Source organism: Cellulosimicrobium sp. TH-20 (assembly GCF_002105775.1).
GTDB lineage: Bacteria > Actinomycetota > Actinomycetes > Actinomycetales > Cellulomonadaceae > Cellulosimicrobium > Cellulosimicrobium funkei.
Genome location: NZ_CP020857.1, coordinates 3,126,241 through 3,144,966 on the forward strand (window position 1 = coordinate 3,126,241; position 18,726 = coordinate 3,144,966).

Annotated in this window: 17 protein-coding genes; 6 read left to right on the forward strand and 11 right to left on the reverse strand. The window is 74.5% G+C overall.

The annotated features are described in order from the left end of the window. The first annotated feature begins 98 nt into the window (after window positions 1-98). A complete protein-coding gene (locus tag B8281_RS13890; protein WP_232322574.1) occupies window positions 99-1,196 on the forward strand; it encodes a glutamate--cysteine ligase in 1,098 nt (365 codons plus the stop codon). A 90-nt stretch (window positions 1,197-1,286) separates the two neighbouring features. On the opposite strand, the gene dxs is transcribed toward B8281_RS13890, so the two are convergent. Next, entirely contained in the window at window positions 1,287-3,209 is a 1,923-nt protein-coding gene (dxs, locus tag B8281_RS13895) for a 1-deoxy-D-xylulose-5-phosphate synthase (protein WP_085388033.1), read from the reverse strand. 203 nt (window positions 3,210-3,412) lie between these two features. Between dxs and B8281_RS13900 the strand changes: the two genes are divergently transcribed. Further along, a complete protein-coding gene (locus tag B8281_RS13900) occupies window positions 3,413-4,864 on the forward strand; it encodes a GuaB1 family IMP dehydrogenase-related protein (RefSeq protein ID WP_085388034.1) in 1,452 nt (483 codons plus the stop codon). Then, window positions 4,861-5,568 carry a CoA pyrophosphatase gene (locus B8281_RS13905; RefSeq protein WP_144682611.1) on the forward strand — a complete coding sequence of 236 codons (708 nt, stop codon included), beginning with the start codon at window positions 4,861-4,863 and terminating at the stop codon, window positions 5,566-5,568. Before B8281_RS13900 ends, B8281_RS13905 begins: the two co-directional genes overlap by 4 nt. Window positions 5,569-5,602: 34 nt before the next feature. Here the strand turns inward: B8281_RS13905 and B8281_RS13910 are convergent, their stop codons facing one another. From B8281_RS13910 to B8281_RS13930, 5 genes are all read right to left on the reverse strand, one after another. Further along, entirely contained in the window at window positions 5,603-6,487 is an 885-nt protein-coding gene (locus tag B8281_RS13910) for an arginase family protein (RefSeq protein WP_085388035.1), read from the reverse strand. A gap of 110 nt (window positions 6,488-6,597) precedes the next feature. Then, window positions 6,598-9,417: an aconitate hydratase gene (locus B8281_RS13915; RefSeq protein ID WP_076404955.1), complete on the reverse strand. Its 2,820-nt coding sequence runs from the start codon at window positions 9,415-9,417 to the stop codon at window positions 6,598-6,600. 210 nt (window positions 9,418-9,627) lie between these two features. Continuing rightward, entirely contained in the window at window positions 9,628-9,861 is a 234-nt protein-coding gene (locus B8281_RS13920; protein ID WP_034652372.1) for a hypothetical protein, read from the reverse strand. Window positions 9,862-9,939: 78 nt separating this feature from the next. Next, window positions 9,940-11,322, reverse strand: coding sequence for a class I SAM-dependent RNA methyltransferase (locus B8281_RS13925; RefSeq protein ID WP_034652375.1), 1,383 nt, complete (start codon window positions 11,320-11,322; stop codon window positions 9,940-9,942). A 136-nt stretch (window positions 11,323-11,458) separates the two neighbouring features. Continuing rightward, complete coding sequence (locus tag B8281_RS13930; protein WP_034652378.1) at window positions 11,459-13,462, reverse strand: APC family permease; 2,004 nt, start codon at window positions 13,460-13,462, stop codon at window positions 11,459-11,461. A 94-nt stretch (window positions 13,463-13,556) separates the two neighbouring features. Between B8281_RS13930 and B8281_RS13935 the strand changes: the two genes are divergently transcribed. Continuing rightward, on the forward strand, window positions 13,557-14,210 hold the full coding sequence (locus tag B8281_RS13935; protein WP_031316042.1) for a TrkA family potassium uptake protein: 654 nt from the start codon (window positions 13,557-13,559) through the stop codon (window positions 14,208-14,210). Next, window positions 14,210-14,938 (forward strand): TrkA family potassium uptake protein, encoded by a 729-nt coding sequence (locus B8281_RS13940; protein ID WP_085388779.1) that lies wholly within the window; start codon window positions 14,210-14,212, stop codon window positions 14,936-14,938. Before B8281_RS13935 ends, B8281_RS13940 begins: the two co-directional genes overlap by 1 nt. A gap of 25 nt (window positions 14,939-14,963) precedes the next feature. Here B8281_RS13940 and B8281_RS13945 read toward each other — a convergent pair whose 3' ends face one another. From B8281_RS13945 to dut, 4 genes are all read right to left on the reverse strand, one after another. Continuing rightward, on the reverse strand, window positions 14,964-15,875 hold the full coding sequence (locus B8281_RS13945; RefSeq protein ID WP_085388036.1) for a DUF3159 domain-containing protein: 912 nt from the start codon (window positions 15,873-15,875) through the stop codon (window positions 14,964-14,966). A gap of 109 nt (window positions 15,876-15,984) precedes the next feature. Further along, on the reverse strand, window positions 15,985-16,359 hold the full coding sequence (locus tag B8281_RS13950; protein WP_034652381.1) for an OB-fold nucleic acid binding domain-containing protein: 375 nt from the start codon (window positions 16,357-16,359) through the stop codon (window positions 15,985-15,987). Between the two features lies 1 nt (window position 16,360). Continuing rightward, window positions 16,361-17,104, reverse strand: coding sequence for a DUF3710 domain-containing protein (locus B8281_RS13955; RefSeq protein ID WP_043652079.1), 744 nt, complete (start codon window positions 17,102-17,104; stop codon window positions 16,361-16,363). Window positions 17,105-17,210: 106 nt separating this feature from the next. Continuing rightward, window positions 17,211-17,687, reverse strand: a complete 477-nt coding sequence (dut, locus tag B8281_RS13960; RefSeq protein WP_034652386.1) for a dUTP diphosphatase — start codon at window positions 17,685-17,687, stop codon at window positions 17,211-17,213. A gap of 72 nt (window positions 17,688-17,759) precedes the next feature. On the opposite strand from dut, the gene B8281_RS13965 reads away from it, so the two are divergent. Beyond that, the gene (locus B8281_RS13965) at window positions 17,760-18,275 is read left to right on the forward strand and encodes a DUF3093 domain-containing protein (RefSeq protein ID WP_034652389.1); all 516 of its coding nucleotides are present in this window, start codon (window positions 17,760-17,762) and stop codon (window positions 18,273-18,275) included. 137 nt (window positions 18,276-18,412) lie between these two features. On the opposite strand, the gene B8281_RS13970 is transcribed toward B8281_RS13965, so the two are convergent. Continuing rightward, window positions 18,413-18,712 (reverse strand): DUF4193 domain-containing protein, encoded by a 300-nt coding sequence (locus B8281_RS13970; protein WP_021483601.1) that lies wholly within the window; start codon window positions 18,710-18,712, stop codon window positions 18,413-18,415. Window positions 18,713-18,726 lie beyond the last annotated feature (14 nt).

An 18,726-nucleotide genomic window follows, 5' to 3' on the forward strand; every position in this document is an offset into this window, starting at 1 on the left:
TCCCGCCGGGGACCCCGCGCCGCCGTCGTGACGCACGACACGGGCGCCCGTCACACGCTCGCCGGACGTGCCGCGCGCATCCGTGTGAGACTGCCCGGGTGAAACGCACCGTAGGGGTCGAGGAAGAGTTCCTGCTCGTCGGCGACGACGGGCAGCCCGTCGCCCGCGCGGCCGAGGCCCTCGAGGCCTCCGGCACCGACGACAAGGGCGGAGGCACCGGCTCGCTGGAGTCGGAGTTCATGGAGGAGCAGCTCGAGACGGCGACGCACCCGCGCCGCGAGATCGACGAGCTCGCGACCGAGATCCGCGAGGGCCGGCGTCGCGCCCAGGAGGCCGCGGACCGCGTCGGGGCCCGGGTCGCCGCGCTCTCGACGTCTCCCCTGCCGTTCGAGGGCACGACCGTGTCGCGCCTGCGCTACCTCGAGGCGCGCGCCGCGTTCGGCCTCACCGCGCGCGAGCAGCTCACGAGCGGCTGCCACGTGCACGTCGCCGTCGCGGACGACACCGAGGGCGTCGCGGTGCTCGACCGGATCGGGCCGTGGCTCGCGACGCTCCTCGCGCTGAGCACGAACTCGCCCTTCTGGCAGGGCCAGGACAGCGGGTACGCGAGCTTCCGGTCGCAGGTCTGGTCGCGCTGGCCCACCTCGGGCCCGACACGCGCGTTCGGCTCGCCCGAGGCGTACCGCGCGGCGGTCGACGGCCTCGTCGCGACCGGGACGATCCTCGACGAGAACATGGTCTACTTCGACGCCCGCCTGTCGTCGCGCTACCCCACGGTCGAGATCCGCGTCGCGGACGTGTGCCTCGACCCGGACACCGCGACGCTGCTCGCGGCGCTCGCCCGCGGCCTCGTCGAGACGGCGGCCCGCGAGTCCGCCGACGGCGCGCCCGCGCCCGAGCTGCGGCCCGAGATCCTGCGCACCGCGTCCTGGCGCGCCGGCCGCTCGGGCCTCGAGGAGGACCTCGTCTCGCCCCTCACCTGGCGCCCGGCCCCCGCGCACGACGTCGTGGGCCAGCTCGTCGCGCACGTGCGCGACGCGCTCGTCGACGCCGGGGACCTGGACGCGGTGACCGAGCTGCTCGGGCGCCTGTGGTCCGGGGGCAACGGCGCCGCCCGGCAGCGCGCGTGGCACGCGGCGTCCGGCGGCGACCTGCGCGCCGTCGTCGAGCAGGCGGTCGAGGTCACCCACTCCTGACCGACGCGACGGCCCGCGGCGCACCTGCGCCGCGGGCCGTCCGCGTGTCCGGAGCCGCGCACCCGGGAGCCGGGTGCGCGGCAGGGGTCGTCAGCCGCGTGCGAGCGCCGCGAGCGCGTCCAGCACGTCGCGCGCGACGTCTGCCCCGGTGAGGCGGTACGCGGACACGACCTGATCGCGCGTGGCGTGGTCGAGGAACTGCGCCGGGAGGCCGATCGGGTGCACGGGCGTGCGCACGCCCGACTCCAGCGCCCGCTGGGCCAGCAGCGCGCCGACCCCGCCGTCCGCGACGCCGTCCTCCACCGTCACGACGAGGTCGTGCTCCCCGGCGAGCTTGACGAGCGCGCTCGGCATCGGGAGCACCCACGTGGGCGACGCGACCGTGACGTCGACGCCGTGCGCGGTGAGCGACTCCCCGGCGTCGAGCGCGACGCGGGCCATCGAGCCCAGGCCGACGAGCAGGACGCGGCGCGGACCACCCGGCGCCGCCGCGGCGGGAGCGGCCTCGTCGCCCGCGCCCGCAGGCACCGCGAGCAGGTCCACGCCGTCGACGGACTCGACGGCGGGCAGGGCGTCCGAGAGCGCGCCCTTCGGGTACCGCACGACCGTCGGGGCGTCGTCGACGTCCACGGCCTCGCGCAGCGCGGTCCGCAGGGTCTCCTCGTCGCGCGGCGCGGCCAGGCGCAGGCCCGGCACGATGCGCAGCATCGCCATGTCCCACATGCCGTTGTGGCTCGCGCCGTCGTCGCCCGTGATGCCCGCGCGGTCGAGCACGAACGTCACGCCGGCCTTGTGCAGCGCGACGTCCATGAGCACCTGGTCGAACGCGCGGTTGAGGAACGTCGCGTACACCGCGACCACCGGGTGCAGCCCGGCGAACGCCATGCCGGCCGCGGACGTCGCGGCGTGCTGCTCCGCGATCCCGACGTCGAACGTGCGCTCGGGGAACGCCTGCGAGAACGGCTTGAGACCGACCGGCTCGAGCATCGCCGCGGTGATCGCGACGACGTCGGACCGCCGGCGCCCGATCTGGACGATCTCGTCGGCGAAGACGCTCGTCCAGCCGAAGCGCGAGGGCGCGACCGGGAGCCCGGTCTCCGGGTGGATCTTGCCCACGGCGTGGAAGCGGTCGGCGACGTCCTGCTCGGCCGGCGTGTAGCCGCGGCCCTTCTCGGTGAGCGCGTGCACGATCACGGGCGCGCCGTACGCCTTCGCGCGGCGCAGCGCGTGCTCCATGGCCTCGACGTCGTGGCCGTCGACCGGCCCGACGTACTTGATGCCGAGGTCCTCGAACATGCCCTGGGGCGCGACGACGTCCTTGAGGCCCTTCTTCAGGCCGTGCAGCCACTCGTACGCGAACCGCCCGGGCGCCCCGGACCGGTTGAGGGTGCGCTTGCCCCACTGCAGGAAGCTCTCGTAGCCGTGCGTGGTGCGCAGCGTCGACAGGTGGTGCGCGAGGCCGCCGATCGTGGGCGAGTACGAGCGCCCGTTGTCGTTGACGACGACCACGAGCCGGCGGTCCTGGCTCTCCGCGATGTTGTTGAGCGCCTCCCAGGCCATGCCGCCGGTGAGCGCGCCGTCGCCGATGACCGCGACGACGTGCCGGTCGGTGAGGCCGCGCACGACGTTCGCCTTCGCGATGCCGTCGCCCCACGAGAGCGCGGTGGACGCGTGCGAGTTCTCGACGACGTCGTGCTCGGACTCGGCGCGCGACGGGTACCCGGACAGCCCGCCCTGCTTGCGCAGCGCGGAGAAGTCCTGGCGCCCCGTGAGGAGCTTGTGCACGTAGGACTGGTGGCCCGTGTCGAACACGAAGGTGTCCGTGGGCGAGGAGAACACGCGGTGCATCGCGATGGTCAGCTCCACGACCCCGAGGTTCGGGCCGAGGTGGCCGCCCGTGCGGGAGACGGAGTCGACGAGGAACGCCCGGATCTCCGCGGCGAGCTCGCGCGCCTGCCCCGGGGTCAGCCGTTGCACGTCCTCGGGCGAGGTGATCGTGCCAAGCAGGCTCATGCAGATGCTCCGTTCCGTTCCCGTGCGACCAGCCCGACAACTCTAGGCCGTCCGGGCCGATGACCTGCGCCGCGGTGCGCCGGGCGACGGGACCTTCACGTCATTGACGCACACTCGCGCCGCGGACGCACGGACGCGACGTTCGTGGAATTCTCCTTCCGCAGTGCGGACAACGGCGGGATGCGACCTCGTAGGATGGAGCCATGCGCTTCCTGCCCGGACAGTCCCCCGCGACCGACCTCACCTACGGCGACGTCTTCCTCGTCCCGTCGCGCTCCGAGGTCGCGTCGCGCTTCGACGTCGACCTCTCCTCCGCCGACGGCACGGGCACGACCATCCCCGTCGTCGTCGCCAACATGACGGCCGTCGCGGGGCGCCGCATGGCGGAGACCGTGTCGCGCCGCGGCGGGATCGCGATCATCCCGCAGGACGTGCCGACCGACGTCGTGGCGGACGTCGTCGCGGACGTGAAGTCCAAGGACCCCGTCATCGAGACGCCCGTCGTCGTCGGCCCGCACGACACCGTCCACACCGCCCTCACGCTCATCGGCAAGCGCGCGCACGGCGCCGCGGTCGTCGTGGACGGCGGGCGACCGGTCGGCGTGGTCACGGAGGCCGACTGCGCCGACGTCGACCGCTTCACCCAGGTCCACCAGGTGATGACCGACCACCCCCTCGTCCTCGACGCCTCCGTGCTCGACGGCGGTCGTGCCGGGCTCGAGGCGGCCTACGAGCAGCTCCACACCGCTCGCCTCAAGGTCGCGCCCGTGACGCGCGACGGCGCGCTCGTCGGCGTCCTCACGCGCAAGGGCGCGCTGCGCTCGTCGGTCTACGCGCCCGCGCTCGACGACGCCGGGCGCCTGCGGGTCGGCGCCGCCGTCGGGATCAACGGCGACGTCGCGGCGAAGGCGAAGGAGCTCCTCGCGGCCGGGGTGGACGTGCTCGTCGTGGACACGGCGCACGGCCACCAGGCCAAGATGCTCCAGGCGCTCGACGCCGTGCGCTCGGTGGGCCCGGACGTCCCCGTCGTGGCGGGCAACGTCGTCACCGCCGACGGCGTGCGCGACCTCGTCGCGGCGGGTGCGGACATCGTCAAGGTGGGCGTGGGGCCGGGCGCCATGTGCACCACGCGCATGATGACGGCCGTCGGCCGCCCGCAGTTCTCCGCGGTGCTGGAGTGCGCCGCCGCGGCGCGCGAGCTCGGCAAGCACGTCTGGGCCGACGGCGGCGTGCGCCACCCGCGCGACGTCGCCCTCGCGCTCGCCGCGGGCGCCTCGCAGGTGATGATCGGCTCGTGGTTCGCGGGCACCTACGAGTCCCCGGGCGACCTGCACGACGACGGCACGGGCCGCCTGTACAAGGAGAGCTTCGGCATGGCGTCGGCGCGCGCCGTCGCCGCCCGCACCGCGGGCGGCTCGCCGTTCGACCGCGCCCGCAAGGCGCTGTACGAGGAGGGCATCAGCTCGAGCCGCATGTTCCTCGACCCGCAGCGGCCCGGCGTCGAGGACCTGCTCGACCAGACCACGTCCGGGCTGCGCAGCTCCGCGACCTACGCCGGGGCGTCGAGCCTCGCCGAGTTCGCGGACCGCGCCGTCGTGGGCGTGCAGTCGGCCGCGGGCTACGAGGAGGGCCGCCCGCTCCCGGTGAGCTGGTGACGACCCCGCCCGAGGCTGCGCGCGCGTCGGCGCGCGCGCAGCTCGCGACCCTCGCCCGGGACGGCGGCGCCTGGCCCGAGCCGTGGCGCCACGCCGTCGGGACGCTGCGCCCGGACGCGCGCGACGCCGCCGTGCTGCTGCTCTTCGGCGTCCTCGACGGGGTGCCCGCGGAGCACCCGGCCGCGGCCGTCCCCGCCGACCTCGACGTGCTCCTGCTCGCGCGCGCGACGACGCTCGGCCACCACCCGGGCCAGGTCGCGTTCCCGGGCGGCCGGCTCGAGCCCGACGACGACGGCCCCGTGGGCGGCGCGCTGCGCGAGGCCGAGGAGGAGACGGGCCTCGACCCGGACGGCGTCGAGGTGCTCGGCACGCTCGGTCGGCTGCCCGTGCCGGTGAGCAACCACGTCGTCACGCCCGTGCTCGGGTGGTGGGCCCGGCCCACCCCGGTCCGCGCCGTCGACGCCGCCGAGTCGGCCCACGTGTTCCGGGTCCCCGTGGCCGACCTGCTCGACCCCGGCCGGCGCCGCACGGTGACGGTCCGCCGCGACCGCCGGGTGCACAAGAGCCCCGGCTTCCTCGTGGAGGCCGACGGGCGCGAGCACCTCGTCTGGGGCTTCACCGGCGGCATCCTCGACGCGCTGTTCGACCGGCTCGGCTGGACCGAGCCGTGGGACCGGACGCGCACGCTCGACGCCCCGCTCTGACGGCCCGCCCGGCCCTCGGTGCCCGTACCCCGCGTCAGCCGGGCGCGAACGCGCGGGCGAGCAGGTCGACCAGCGCGCGGGCCGTCGCCGACCCGCCGTGGTCCGGGTTGAACTCGACCAGCGTGACCGCGACGAGGTCCGGGTCGGAGACGACCTCGCGCACGACGCGCTCCAGCTCGGCGGGGACGAGCCCGCGCCCGAAGACGGGCACGTCGGCGGCGGGCAGCGCGAAGAAGTCGAGGACGTCCACGTCCACGTGGAGCACGAACGGCCTGCTGCCCACGCCGTCCACGGCACGACGGGCCGCCGCCTCCGGACCTGCGGAGACCTCGGCGGCGGGGACCCGGGTCGCGGCGACGCGGCCGTCCTCGTCCTCCTCGGCGTCGGAGAAGCCGAGGAACGCGAGCCGTCGCGCGTCCAGGAGCGGTCGTCGCGCCCCCACGGCGCTCAGCTCCGGGCTCGCGCCCGGGAGGTCGAGGAGGTGGGCGACGCCCGTCGCGTCGGCGATGGGCTCCTCGGGGTGCGACGCGACCGTGAAGAGGTCCTGCCCGCCGTCGACGTAGACCAGGCCGCAGTCGTCGTGCACGTCCACGGCCGCGGCGACGACCCCGAGCGTCACGGTGCACTCGCCGCCGAGCACGAGCGGCACACGACCCGCTCGGAGCTCGCGCCCCACCGCCTCGCGGACGCGACCGACGCCCACGGCGACACGCTCGACATCGTTCAGGCGCCCAGGTACGTGGTGCGCGCGCCAGCGGGCCGGCTCGACGTCGCCCTGGTCGGTGACCACGAGCCCGCGCGCCCGGAGCGCGTCCACGAGCCCGGCCGCACGCAGCGCCGCGGGCGCCTTCTCGAGACCGGGGCCGTGGGCGGCCGCGCTCGACGGGACGCCCAGGACCGACCACGACCGCTGTGTCATGCGACCGACGCTACGCCGGACTCCCGACACCCGCGCAGGGGCTGGTGGAGAACGGCGACGGCGCGCCCGCCCCGGCCGGGGTGGACGCGCCGTCGGGACGCGCGTGCGTGTCAGGCGACGAGGGAGCGCAGCACGTACTGCAGGATGCCGCCGTTGCGGTAGTAGTCCGCCTCGCCCGGGGTGTCGATGCGCACGACGGCGTCGAACTCGACGCTCGTGCCGTCGGGCTTGGTGGCCGTGACCTTGACGGTCGACGGCGTGGTGCCGTCGTTGAGCGCGGTGATGCCCTCGATGTCGAAGGTCTCCGTGCCCGCGAGGCCGAGCGACTCGGCGCTCTCCCCCGCCGGGAACTGCAGCGGCAGGACGCCCATGCCGATCAGGTTCGAGCGGTGGATGCGCTCGAAGCTCTCCGTGATGACGGCCTTGACGCCCAGGAGCGCCGTGCCCTTGGCCGCCCAGTCGCGCGACGAGCCGGAGCCGTACTCCTTGCCGCCCAGGATGACGAGCGGGGTGCCCTGCGCGGCGTAGTCCTGCGCGGCGTCGTAGATCGTGTCCTGCGCGTCCTTCACGAAGTTGAAGGTGTAGCCGCCCTCGACGTTGTCGAGGAGCTGGTTGCGCAGGCGGATGTTCGCGAACGTGCCGCGGATCATGACCTCGTGGTTCCCGCGGCGCGAGCCGTAGGAGTTGAAGTCGCGGCGCGCGACGCCGTGCTCCGCGAGGTACTTGCCGGCCGGCGAGTCCACCTTGATGGCACCGGCGGGGCTGATGTGGTCGGTCGTCACCGAGTCGCCGAGCTTCGCGAGCACGCGCGCGCCGGAGATGTCCGTGACGGGCGACGGCTCCATGCCCATGCCGTCGAAGTACGGGGGCTTGCGCACGTAGGTCGACTCGGTGTCCCACGCGAACGTGTCGCCCTCGGGCGTCTCCAGCGCGCGCCAGCGGTCGTCACCCGTGAAGACGTCCGCGTAGTCCTTCGTGAACATGTCGCGGTCGATCGACGCGTCGATCGTCGCCTGGACCTCCTCCGGGGAGGGCCAGATGTCCTTGAGGAAGACCGGCTCGCCGTGCGGGTCGGTGCCCAGGGGCTCGCCGTCGAAGTCGAAGTCCATCGTGCCGGCCAGCGCGTAGGCGATGACGAGAGGCGGCGACGCGAGGTAGTTCATCTTCACGTCGGGGTTGATGCGGCCCTCGAAGTTGCGGTTGCCCGAGAGGACCGAGACGACCGAGAGGTCGTGCTCGTTGACCGTCGCCGAGATCTCGTCGGCGAGCGGGCCCGAGTTGCCGATGCACGTGGCGCAGCCGTAGCCGACCAGGTGGAAGCCGAGCTTCTCGAGGTACGGCCACAGGCCGGCCTTCTCGTAGTAGTTCGTCACGACCTGCGAGCCGGGCGCCATCGACGTCTTGACCCACGGCTTCGACGCGAGACCGCGGTCGACCGCCTTCTTCGCGAGCAGGGCCGCCGCGAGCATGACCGAGGGGTTCGACGTGTTGGTGCACGACGTGATCGACGCGATGACGACGTGCCCGTGGTCGAGCTCGGTCGTCGTGCCGTCCTCGAGCGTGACCGGGACGACCTTGTGCGGGCGCTTCGCGCTGTCGGCGTGGCCCGGCGCGACCGGCTGGTCGGACGGGTCGTCGTGCGCGGCCGCGGCGATCGGGTCGGACGCCGGGAACGTCTCCTCGACGGACTCGTCGAGACCCGTGAACGGCGCCGCCTCCTGGGCGTCGACGTAGTCGAGGATCGCGGACGCGAACGACTCCTTCGCCTCGCCGAGCTCGATGCGGTCCTGCGGGCGCTTCGGGCCGGCGATCGACGGGACGACCGTCGAGAGGTCCAGCTCGAGGTACTCCGAGAAGACGGGCTCGACGTAGCCGTCGGCCTCGGGGTCGAGCCACAGGCCCTGCTCCTTGGCGTACGCCTCGACGAGCGCGAGCTGCTCGTCGCTGCGGCCCGTGAGGCGCAGGTAGTCGATCGTCACGCCGTCGATCGGGAAGATCGCGGCGGTCGAGCCGAACTCGGGGCTCATGTTGCCGATGGTCGCGCGGTTCGCGAGCGGCACCTGGGCCACGCCCGCGCCGTAGAACTCGACGAACTTCCCGACGACGCCGTGCTGGCGCAGCATCTGCGTGATGGTGAGCACGACGTCCGTCGCGGTCACGCCCGCCGGGATGGAGCCGTTGAGCTTGAAGCCCACGACGCGCGGGATGAGCATCGAGACGGGCTGACCGAGCATGGCCGCCTCGGCCTCGATGCCGCCGACGCCCCAGCCGAGCACGCCGAGGCCGTTGACCATCGTCGTGTGCGAGTCGGTGCCGACGCACGTGTCCGGGTAGGCGCGGAGCACGCCGCCGACCTCACGGGTCATGACGGTGCGCGCGAGGTACTCGATGTTGACCTGGTGCACGATGCCGGTGCCCGGGGGGACGACCTTGAAGTCGTCGAAGGCCGTCTGGCCCCAGCGCAGGAACTGGTAGCGCTCGTGGTTGCGCTGGTACTCGAACTCGACGTTGCGCTCGAACGCGTCCGAGCGGCCCGCGACGTCGATCTGGACCGAGTGGTCGATGACCATCTCGGCCGGCGCCAGCGGGTTGATGCGCGACGGGTCGCCGCCGAGCTCCGCGACGGCCTCGCGCATCGTCGCGAGGTCCACGACGCACGGGACACCGGTGAAGTCCTGCATGATCACGCGCGCCGGCGTGAACTGGATCTCGGTGTCCGGCTGCGCGTCCGGGTCCCAGGACGCGAGCGCGCGGACGTGGTCCGCGGTGATGTTGGCGCCGTCCTCCGTGCGCAGGAGGTTCTCGGCGAGGATCTTCAGGCTGTACGGGAGGCGCTCGACACCCTCGACGGCGGAGAGGCGGAAGATCTCGTACGAGTTCTCACCGACCTCCAGCGTTCCCTTCGACCCGAACGTGTCGACGCTGCTCACTCGTAGCTCCTTCGTGGCGAGACGGTGGCACGGATGCCATGGTTCAGGGGGCTTCGCCCAGACTACGCCGGGCCGGTGCGCCGCTCCGGCCGCGTCCCGGAGGACGGCTGGGGCGGTGGCCGGCGGCTCGTCCACGACCCGCTGCGACCTGCACCGCAACCAGCATACCCCATATATCTTGACGTCAAGATATATGGGGTCGGCGACGGCTCAGAGGTCGCAGTCGCACAGGACGTTGAGCTCGACGACCTGCTCCCCCTCCTCGGGCCGCGCCCACGCCTCCGCCTCGGCGCGCGACGCGAAGCTCCGGCCCGCGAGCCGCCCGTTCGGCATGAGGACGCCCACGCCGACGACGTCCCGGACGTCGTCCGGACCGTCGCCGGGCCCGTCCTGGCTCGCCGCCCGGACGACCGTCCGGGTCCCCGTCGCCGCCGTGCTCGTCATGCGCGCCTCACCGTCCGTGCTCGTAGGGGTCTCCCCCTCATCATGCGCCCGTAGCGGCGCGCCCGCGCCGCCACGCGGTCAGCGCGTGAGGACCGCCACCGCCTCCAGGTGGTGGGTCATGGGGAAGAGGTCGAACGCGCGCAGCGACGACAGCCCGTAGCCGTGCTCCGCGAGGTACGACACGTCGCGCGCGAGCGCGGCCGGGTCGCACGCGACGTAGACGACGCGCGACGGCTCGCGGCCCACGACGGCCTCGACGACGGCGCGCCCGGCACCGACGCGGGGCGGGTCGAGCACGACGACGTCCGCGCCGCTCCCGTCCTGGGCGAGCACCTGCTCGACCGGCCCGTGCCACAGCTCGACCCGCTCGAGGCCGTGCGCGTTGCGCCGGGCGTCGCGCACGGCGCGCTCGTCGCCCTCGACCGCGAGCACGGTGCCCGCGTCCCCGACGGCGGCCGCGAGCGGCGACGTGAACAGCCCGGCCCCCGAGTAGAGGTCGAGCACGCGCGCGCCGTCGACGTCGCCGACGCCGTCGAGCACCGCGCGCGTCAGGGCTGCGGGCGCCTCGCGGTGGACCTGCCAGAACCCGTCCGCGGCGACCCGGTACGTGTGCTCGCGGTCGCCGAGCACGACGCGCTCGGTGACGCTGCGCCGCGCGTTGGGCCGGTGGTCGAGAGAGCCCCCGCGCCAGGGCTCGCCGTCGACGAGCAGGACCGGCGCGGACCCGACGGGCGCGACGAGCTCGATCCGGGTGCCCGGGCGCCACGAGCGGGTGAAGACCTTCTCGTGCGCCGCGAGGTCGGCGACGTCCTCGCTCGCGAGCGGCATCGCGTCGAGCGGGAGGACGGTGTGCGAGCGGAAGCGGTGCATGCCGGCGCGGCCGCCGCCGTCGGCCACGAGGTCCACGCGCGTGCGGTAGGCGAGGCCGCCGCGCTCGTCGTCCCCCGGCAGACCCTCGACCTCTACCTGAGGGTGAAGATCGTCGAGGTCGACGTGCGCGAGGCGGCGCAGCTGCTCGGCCAGGACGTCGCGCTTCCACCGCCGCTGCGCGCCGAGCGCGACGTGCGCGAGCTCCCCGCCGCCCACGCCGCCCGGACCGGCCTCGGGCCACGCGGACGGCACGCGGTCGGGCGACGCCTCGAGGACCTCGACCGCGTCGGCGCGCCAGAATTTCGCGGCGTCGCCGCCCTCAGTGACGCGGGCGCGCACGCGCTCGCCCGGCAGGGCGTGCCGCACGAAGACGACCCGGCCCTCGTGCCGTGCCACGCAGTGGCCGCCGTGCGCCACCGGGCCGACCTCGAGCTCGACCTCGACCTCAGGTCGAGGGAGCGCGCGCGGCGACTGCCGGGTCTGCCGGCCGGGTCGTCGGCCGGACCGGCGCGGCGCGCGCTCGGGACGACCCGCGCCGGGGTCGGACGGTCGGTCGGAGGGCACGGCAGGACCACGCGAGGAGGACGGCATGCCCCCAGTATCCCGGACTCTCCCGCGCGCTCCCCCCGCACTCTCCCCCGGGCTCCCGCCGCCCCCCGCCGCGGACGCGCGAAGGCCCGGCCCCGACGTCGGGACCGGGCCTCCTCCGGGAGTCGCGCCGGCGCGATCAGTACCCGGTGAAGCGCTGGCGGAAGCCCTCGCCCTCGAGCCCGGTCTGCCCCTCCGTCGACGAGAGCTGCCACGGCACCGACGCCACCACGACGCCCGGCGTGAAGAGGAGCCGGCCCTTGAGGCGCAGCGCGCTCTGGTTGTGCAGGAGCTGCTCCCACCAGTGCCCGACGACGTACTCCGGGATGTAGACGACCACGAGGTCGCGCGGGGACTCGCGGCGGACCGACCGCACGTACGACAGCACGGGGCGCGTGATCTCGCGGAACGGCGAGTCCAGCACGCGCAGCGGCACCGGGAGGTCGAGGGCCTCCCACTGCCGCATGAGGTCCTCGACGTCCTCGGCGTCGACGCCGACGGTGACTGCCTCGAGCACCGACGGCCGCGACGCCCGCGCGTACGCGAGCGCCCGCATCGTCGGGCGGTGGATCTTCGAGACGAGCACGATCGCGTGCACACGGCTCGGCAGCGCGCGGGCGGCCGCGGCGTCGTCGCCGAGCGCGAGCTCGTCGCGCACCGTGTCGTAGTGCTTGCGGATCGACTTCATGAGCACGAAGACGATCGCCATCGCGAGGATCGCGATCCACGCGCCGTGCGTGAACTTGGTGAGGAGCACGATCACGAGCACCGTGCCCGTCATGCCGAGGCCCACGGTGTTCACGACGCGCGAGCGGCGCATGCGGGACCGCTCGCGCGGCTGGTGCTCGGTGCGCAGCGCGCGGGTCCAGTGCCGCACCATGCCCAGCTGGGACAGCGTGAAGGACACGAACACGCCCACGATGTAGAGCTGGATCAGGCGCGTCACCTCGGCGTCGAAGGCCCAGATGAGCACGATCGCCGCGACCGCGAGCGTGATGATCCCGTTCGAGAACGCGAGACGGTCGCCGCGCGTGTGGAGCTGGCGCGGGAGGTAGCCGTCCTTGGCGAGGATCGAGCCGAGCACCGGGAACCCGTTGAACGCGGTGTTCGCCGCGAGCACGAGGATGAGCCCCGTCACGGCCGACACGACGTAGAACAGGATCGGCGCGCCGCTGAACACCGTCTCCGCGAGCTGCCCGATCACGGGGTGCTGCACGTAGTCGACCGGGAGCGGCTCGCCGTTGAGCGAGAGCTGCGCGTGCGGGTCCTCCGCGTAGTGCACGCCCGTCGCCCGGGCGAGGAAGAGGATGGAGAGCATCATCGCCGCCGAGATGCCGCCCAGCAGGGCGAGCGTCGTGGCCGCGTTGCGCGACTTGGGCTTGCGGAACGCGGGCACGCCGTTGCTGATGGCCTCGACGCCCGTGAGGGCGGCGCACCCGGACGCGAACGCGCGCGCCACGAGGAACGCGCCCGCGATGCCCATGAGCCCCTGGTCGAACCCGCTCTCCGCCGTGAGCTCGAACTCCGCGCTCTCCGCCGGGCCGAGGTTGCCGGTGACGTACTGGAAGAAGCCGACGACCGCCGTCGTGCCGATCGCGAGCATGAAGAGGTAGACGGGGATCGCGAAGAAGGTGCCCGACTCCTTCACCCCGCGCAGGTTGACGAGCGTGAGCAGCACGACGAGGCCGATCGCGAACGCCGCCTCGTGGTCCCGCAGCGCGGGGATCGCGCTCGCGGCGTACTGCGCGCCCGAGGAGATCGAGACCGCGACCGTGAGCACGTAGTCGACCATGAGGGCCGAGGCGACACCGACGCCCGCCGTCGGGCCGAGGTTGACGGTCGCGACCTCGTAGTCGCCACCGCCCGACGGGTACGCCCGCACGTTCTGGCGGTACGACGCGACGACCGTGAGCAGCACGACCACGACCGCGAGGCCGACCCACGGCGAGATCATCGTCGCGCTGAGGCCCGCGAGCGCGAGCGTCAGGAGGATCTCGTCCGGGGCGTACGCGACGGACGAGAGCGCGTCGGACGCGAACACGGGCAGCGCGACGCGCTTGGGGAGCAGCGTGTGCCCCAGGTGCTCGGAACGGACAGGCCGTCCGAGCAGCAGCCGCTTCGCGGCATCAGCGATCTCCGACACGAGGCCACATGCTATGCCCGACGGCGCCCGGTCGCGCTGGTGCGCGCCCGCGGGCCCGGCGGGCGGTAGCGTTCGGTGCGTGCACTTCGTGATCATGGGCTGCGGGCGCGTCGGTGCGACGCTCGCCCAGTCCCTCGAGTCGAGCGGCCACTCGGTCGCCGTCGTCGACCAGAACCCCGACGCGTTCCGGCGCCTGCCCGCGGAGTTCACGGGCAAGAAGGTGACCGGCGTCGGCTTCGACCGCGACACGCTCGTGCAGGCCGGGATCGAGGACGCGTACGCGTTCGCCGCCGTCTCCGACGGCGACAACTCGAACATCCTGTCCGCGCGCGTGGTCCGCGAGACGTTCGGCGTCGAGAAGGTCGTCGCGCGCATCTACGACCCGCAGCGTGCCGAGATCTACCAGCGGCTCGGCATCCCGACCGTGGCGACCGTGCGCTGGACCTCCGACCAGGTGCTGCGCCGCATGCTCCCGTTCGGCGCGACCGACGAGTACCGCGACCCGTCCGGGCGCGTGCGGCTCGCCCAGGTCGACTTCCACCCCGGCTGGATCGGCCGCACCGTGCGCGCCATCGAGGACGCGACCGAGGCGCGCGTCGCGTTCGTCAGCCGCTTCGGCGACGGCGTCCTCGTCACCGACCGCACCGTCCTGCAGGAGAACGACGTGCTGCACGTGCTCATGGACGACGAGCGGGCCGCCGTCGTCGAACGCAAGCTCACCCACGCACCGAAGGTCGAGGCCGAGTGATGCGCGTCGTCATCGCCGGGGCGGGCTCCGTCGGCCGCTCGATCGCCCGCGAGCTCCTCAGCCACGACCACGAGGTCATGCTCGTCGACAAGCAGCCCGCGGCGATGCGCGTCGCGCAGGTCGCGGACGCCGACTGGCTCCTCGCCGACGCGTGCGAGCTGTCGTCGCTCGCCGAGGCGAAGGTCGACGAGTGCGACGTCATCGTCGCCGCGACGGGCGACGACAAGGTGAACCTCGTCGTGTCGCTCCTCGCCAAGACCGAGTTCGGCGTGCCGCGCACGGTCGCGCGCGTCAACAACCCGAAGAACGAGTGGATGTTCGACGAGTCGTGGGGCGTCGACGTCGCCGTGTCCACGCCGCGCATCATGACGGCGATGGTCGAGGAGGCCGTCGCCGTGGGCGACCTCGTGCGCATCTTCACGTTCCACCAGTCCGGCGCGGACATCCTCGAGGTGACGCTGCCGCCGTCGTCGCCGCTCCTCGGCCGACGCGTGGGCGAGGTGCGCTGGCCGGCGGACACCGTGCTCGCGGCGATCGTGCGTGGCACGCGCCCCATCGCGCCGAGCGCGGACGACACGCTCGAGGTCGGGGACGAGCTCCTGCTCGTCACGGGGAACGAGGCGGACGAGGGCGCGCTCGCGCGGCTGCTCGCCGGCGAGGACGAGGACGGCCCGACGGCGCCGGACGCGCCCGTCGAGGCTCCCGAGCTCGGCGGCGACCTGCTCTGACGACGCGGCCTGCGCGGCGGGGCGGCTACGCCGCGGGCCGCGGTCCGGCGGTCGCGGGGCGGCGCACCAGGATCCACGTGAGCCACAGCACGAGGGCCCACAGCGGGATCCCCATGACGAGGCGCGCGGTGCCGAGCCAGCCGACGTCGCCGTCGAGGTACAGCGGCACCTGGACGGCGAGGCGCGCCCCGAAGAGCCCGATCCACAGCCACGTCGCGGCGGTGTAGCGGCGCACGAGCGCGCGGTCCGACCGCCACGCCCGCGCCCAGCGGGCGAACGCGCCGGGCTCTCCTGCGCTCCCGGCGGCCGGCTCGGCGGGCTGCGGCGCGGGAACGTCCGCGCCCTCGCGGGGCTCGCCGTCGGTCGCGTCCGCCGTCGTGCCGCCGGACGCCGTCCCCACGCCGAAGCCGCTGCGGAAGCCCTCCACGACGAGCCCGACGAGCGGCCAGCGGACCACCACGGACACCAGGAGCGCGACGAGGTACGCGGCGTTGGTCCACAGGCCCCACGCGAAGTAGTCCTGCGCCTCCCCCGAGCGCCACGCCCACAGGACGCCGATGCCGACGCCCAGAAGGCCACCGAACGCCTGCGTCACGGGCGTGCGCTGGACGAGGCGCGCGGCGACGGCCACGAGGGCCGCCGCGACGGACGTGACGAGCGCCCAGCGCAGGTTGGTCGTGGCGACGTAGACGACGACGAACACGAGCCCGGGCGCGACGGACTCCACGAGCCCGCGCACGCCGCCGATCGCGTCGGCCACCGAGAAGTCCTCGCCCGCGAGCGCGCGCACGCCGCGGGCGCGGCCGTCCTCGGGCGCCGCGACGTCGTCGACGACCGTCTCGACCACCTCGGCGTCGTGCGCGACGGGCTCGGGCGCGCGGCCCGGGTCGGGGCGCCCGCCCACGGGGCCGCCGGTCGCGTCGCTGCTGCTCGTCATGTCGTGGCGTCCTCGGGGGCTCGGGTGGGCGGCGCCGGCGGGAGGGCCGGTGCGGCCGGGTCGGGTGCGCAGGATCGTACGGCACGGCCGTCCACGACGGCCGCCGGGCTCACTCCCCCGGCTTGGCCAGGAGCTCGTAGCGCGGGTTGAAGATGGTGCGGCGGCCGTCGACGTCGCACACGAGGCCCTCGACGAGCGCGCGGCGCCCGGGCTCGATGCCCGCGATCCGGCGGCGCCCGAGCCAGACGAGGTCGACGACGCCGGACCCGTCGAAGAGCTCGACCTCGACCGTCGGTACGCCCTCGCGCGGGCGGAGCACGACGGACCGCAGGACGCCGGAGATCTTCGCGCGGCGGCGGTTGGGCAGCTCGGCGACGGCACGGCAGCCCTTCTGCCGGGCCGCCTCGGTGCGCTCCTCGTCGGCCGCGAGCTCCTCCTGGGAGGCGAGCGCGGTGCGCCAGGCGTCACGCAGGGTGGGGACCATGTCAGCGGATCTCCGTGATCTCCGGCCCACGGGTCAGCGGGTCGAACGACGGCGTCTCGGGGGCACCGGCCGGGGTCGGGGCCGGGGCGGCCTCCGGGCCCTTGCCCGGCAGGTGCAGGGTGAGCAGGTCGCGCGGCGGGCGCGGGTTCTGGTCGCGCACGACGACGATGTTCGCGAACACGGTCTCGAGCAGGCGCGCCTCGGCCGGGTCGACCGCGGCCTTGCCGGTGAGCACGCCGCGCAGGAACCAGCGGGGGCCGTCGACACCCACGAAGCGCGCGGGCCGCACGCCCGGGCGGCCGTCCGGCGTCTGCGCGGGGATGCGCGCGAGCAGCTCGCGCCCGAACGGGCCCGGCAGGTCGTCGACGGTGCCGCCCTGCTTGGTGACGGACGCCGCGATCTCGCCGCGGATCTCGTCCCAGATGCCCTCCGTGCGCGGCGCGGCGAACGCCTGCACCTGGAGCCCGGAGCCGCCGACCGCGCACGCCACGCCCGTGATGCGCTGCGTCTTCTTGTCGACCTCCATGCGCAGCTCCATGCCCGGCACGCCGGGGAGCCACACCGCGCCGAGGTCGAGGCGCGGGCCGCGCTCGGGCACCTGGGCGGAGTCGTACGGGCCGCGTGCGGGGGCCTCGGCGGCCGCCTCCGGGGCGGACGCGCCGTCGCCGACCTGCTCGGACGTCGTGCCCGACGGCTCGGGCGACTCGGTCGGCTCGGACGACCTGGAGCGACGGAACAGACCCACGGACGAACTCCTTCACCTGCCCGGCACTCGGCCGGGACTCCTCACGGGGCGCTCGCCCCGCACTGATTCCACACTAGCCCGCGCAGCGGCGGGCCGGGTGCGCCGGTCAGGGTGCGGGCGTCCAGCCGCCGCTCGACCCGAACCCGCCCTCGCCGCGGTGCGAGCCGGGCAGGCGCTCGGCCTGCACGAACCGCGCCCGCTCGACCTTCTGGACGACGAGCTGCGCGACCCGGTCGCCGCGCCGCAGGACGACGGGCTCGCGTGCGTCGGTGTTGAGCAGCGTCACCTTGATCTCGCCCCGGTACCCGGCGTCCACGGTCCCCGGCGCGTTGACGACGGTGAGGCCGTGCTTGGCCGCGAGACCCGAGCGCGGGTGCACGAACGCCGCGTAGCCGTCGGGCAGCGCGATCGACACGCCCGTCGGGACCACGGCGCGCTCCCCCGGCGCCAGCTCGACGTCGACGGTCGTCACGAGGTCCGCGCCCGCGTCGCCCGGGTGGGCGTAGGCGGGCAGGGGGACGTCGTCGAGGAGCGTGATGAGGACGTCGACGTCGCCGGTCGAGGGCTGCTGGTGGTTCGGCACCCGCAGAGCCTAGTGCGCGCGGCGCGCTGCGAGCACGTCGGCCGCGGTGCGCGGGGCTGGGATGATGGACCCATGACCGACGCCGCCGACCGCAGCACCCCGTCCTCGACCCGCGGAGCCGCCGGGACGCCCGGCACCGCGGGCACGGCCTCCTACCGCGAGCGCCTCGTCCCGGGCGTCGGCGGCTGGGCCGCGGCGCTCGGCTTCGCGCTCGTCCTCGGGATCGCCCTGTGGCCGGCGAGCCACGCCGTCGCCCTCGGGGTCGGCGGCCTGGCCGCCGTCGCGGGCGTCGTCGCGCTGTGGTGGACGTCGCCCGTCGTCGAGGTCGCCGACGGCGAGCTGCGCGCGGGGCGGGCCCACGTCCCGGCGTCGCTGCTCGGCCAGGTGACGACGCTCGACGCCGACGCGATGCGCGTCCAGCTCGGCCCCCGCCTCGACGCGCGCGCCTACGTGTGCCTGCGCGCGTGGGCGCGCACCGGGGTGCACGTCGTGCTCGAGGACCCGCAGGACCCGACGCCGTACTGGCTCGTCTCGACCCGGCACCCGCAGCGCCTGGCGGACGCGGTCCGCGCCGCGCACGCCGCCTGAGCGAGGGCGCTCGCACGCGGCGGCGGGTCGTCCGCTCACCGCGCGCCCGCGCCCCGCTCGGCCTACGGGCCCCGCGGACGACGACGGCCGCCGCCCCGGGGAGGGGGCGGCGGCCGTCGGCCGTGGCGCGCGGCGGGTCAGGCAGCGCACTCCGAGCAGATCTGCTGGCCGTTCTTCTCGTAGGCGAGCTGGCTGCGGTGGTGCACGAGGAAACAGCTCGCGCACGTGAACTCGTCCGCCTGACGGGGAAGGACCCGGACGGAGAGCTCCTCGCCGGACAGGTCGGCACCGGGCAGCTCGAAGCCTTCGGCCGCCTCGGTCTCGTCCTCGTCAACGACGCCCGAGCTCTTGTCGGAGCGACGAGCCTGGAGCTCCTGGAGCGAGTCCTCGCTGAGCTCCTCTTCACTCTTGCGGGGGGCGTCGTAGTCTGTTGCCATCTGTGGGGTCACTC

Bases quoted from the DNA above. Each gene is read 5' to 3' on its own strand.
- B8281_RS13910 (WP_085388035.1), bottom strand. From the start codon at position 6,487: ATGACACAGCGGTCGTGGTCGGTCCTGGGCGTCCCGTCGAGCGCGGCC.
- B8281_RS13925 (WP_034652375.1), bottom strand. From the start codon at position 11,322: ATGCCGTCCTCCTCGCGTGGTCCTGCCGTGCCCTCCGACCGACCGTCC.
- B8281_RS13940 (WP_085388779.1), top strand. From the start codon at position 14,210: ATGCGCGTCGTCATCGCCGGGGCGGGCTCCGTCGGCCGCTCGATCGCC.
- B8281_RS13900 (WP_085388034.1), top strand. From the start codon at position 3,413: ATGCGCTTCCTGCCCGGACAGTCCCCCGCGACCGACCTCACCTACGGC.
- B8281_RS13950 (WP_034652381.1), bottom strand. From the start codon at position 16,359: ATGGTCCCCACCCTGCGTGACGCCTGGCGCACCGCGCTCGCCTCCCAG.
- B8281_RS13965 (WP_034652389.1), top strand. From the start codon at position 17,760: ATGACCGACGCCGCCGACCGCAGCACCCCGTCCTCGACCCGCGGAGCC.
- B8281_RS13935 (WP_031316042.1), top strand. From the start codon at position 13,557: ATGGGCTGCGGGCGCGTCGGTGCGACGCTCGCCCAGTCCCTCGAGTCG.
- B8281_RS13920 (WP_034652372.1), bottom strand. From the start codon at position 9,861: ATGACGAGCACGGCGGCGACGGGGACCCGGACGGTCGTCCGGGCGGCG.
- dxs (WP_085388033.1), bottom strand. From the start codon at position 3,209: ATGAGCCTGCTTGGCACGATCACCTCGCCCGAGGACGTGCAACGGCTG.
- B8281_RS13970 (WP_021483601.1), bottom strand. From the start codon at position 18,712: ATGGCAACAGACTACGACGCCCCCCGCAAGAGTGAAGAGGAGCTCAGC.
- B8281_RS13945 (WP_085388036.1), bottom strand. From the start codon at position 15,875: ATGACGAGCAGCAGCGACGCGACCGGCGGCCCCGTGGGCGGGCGCCCC.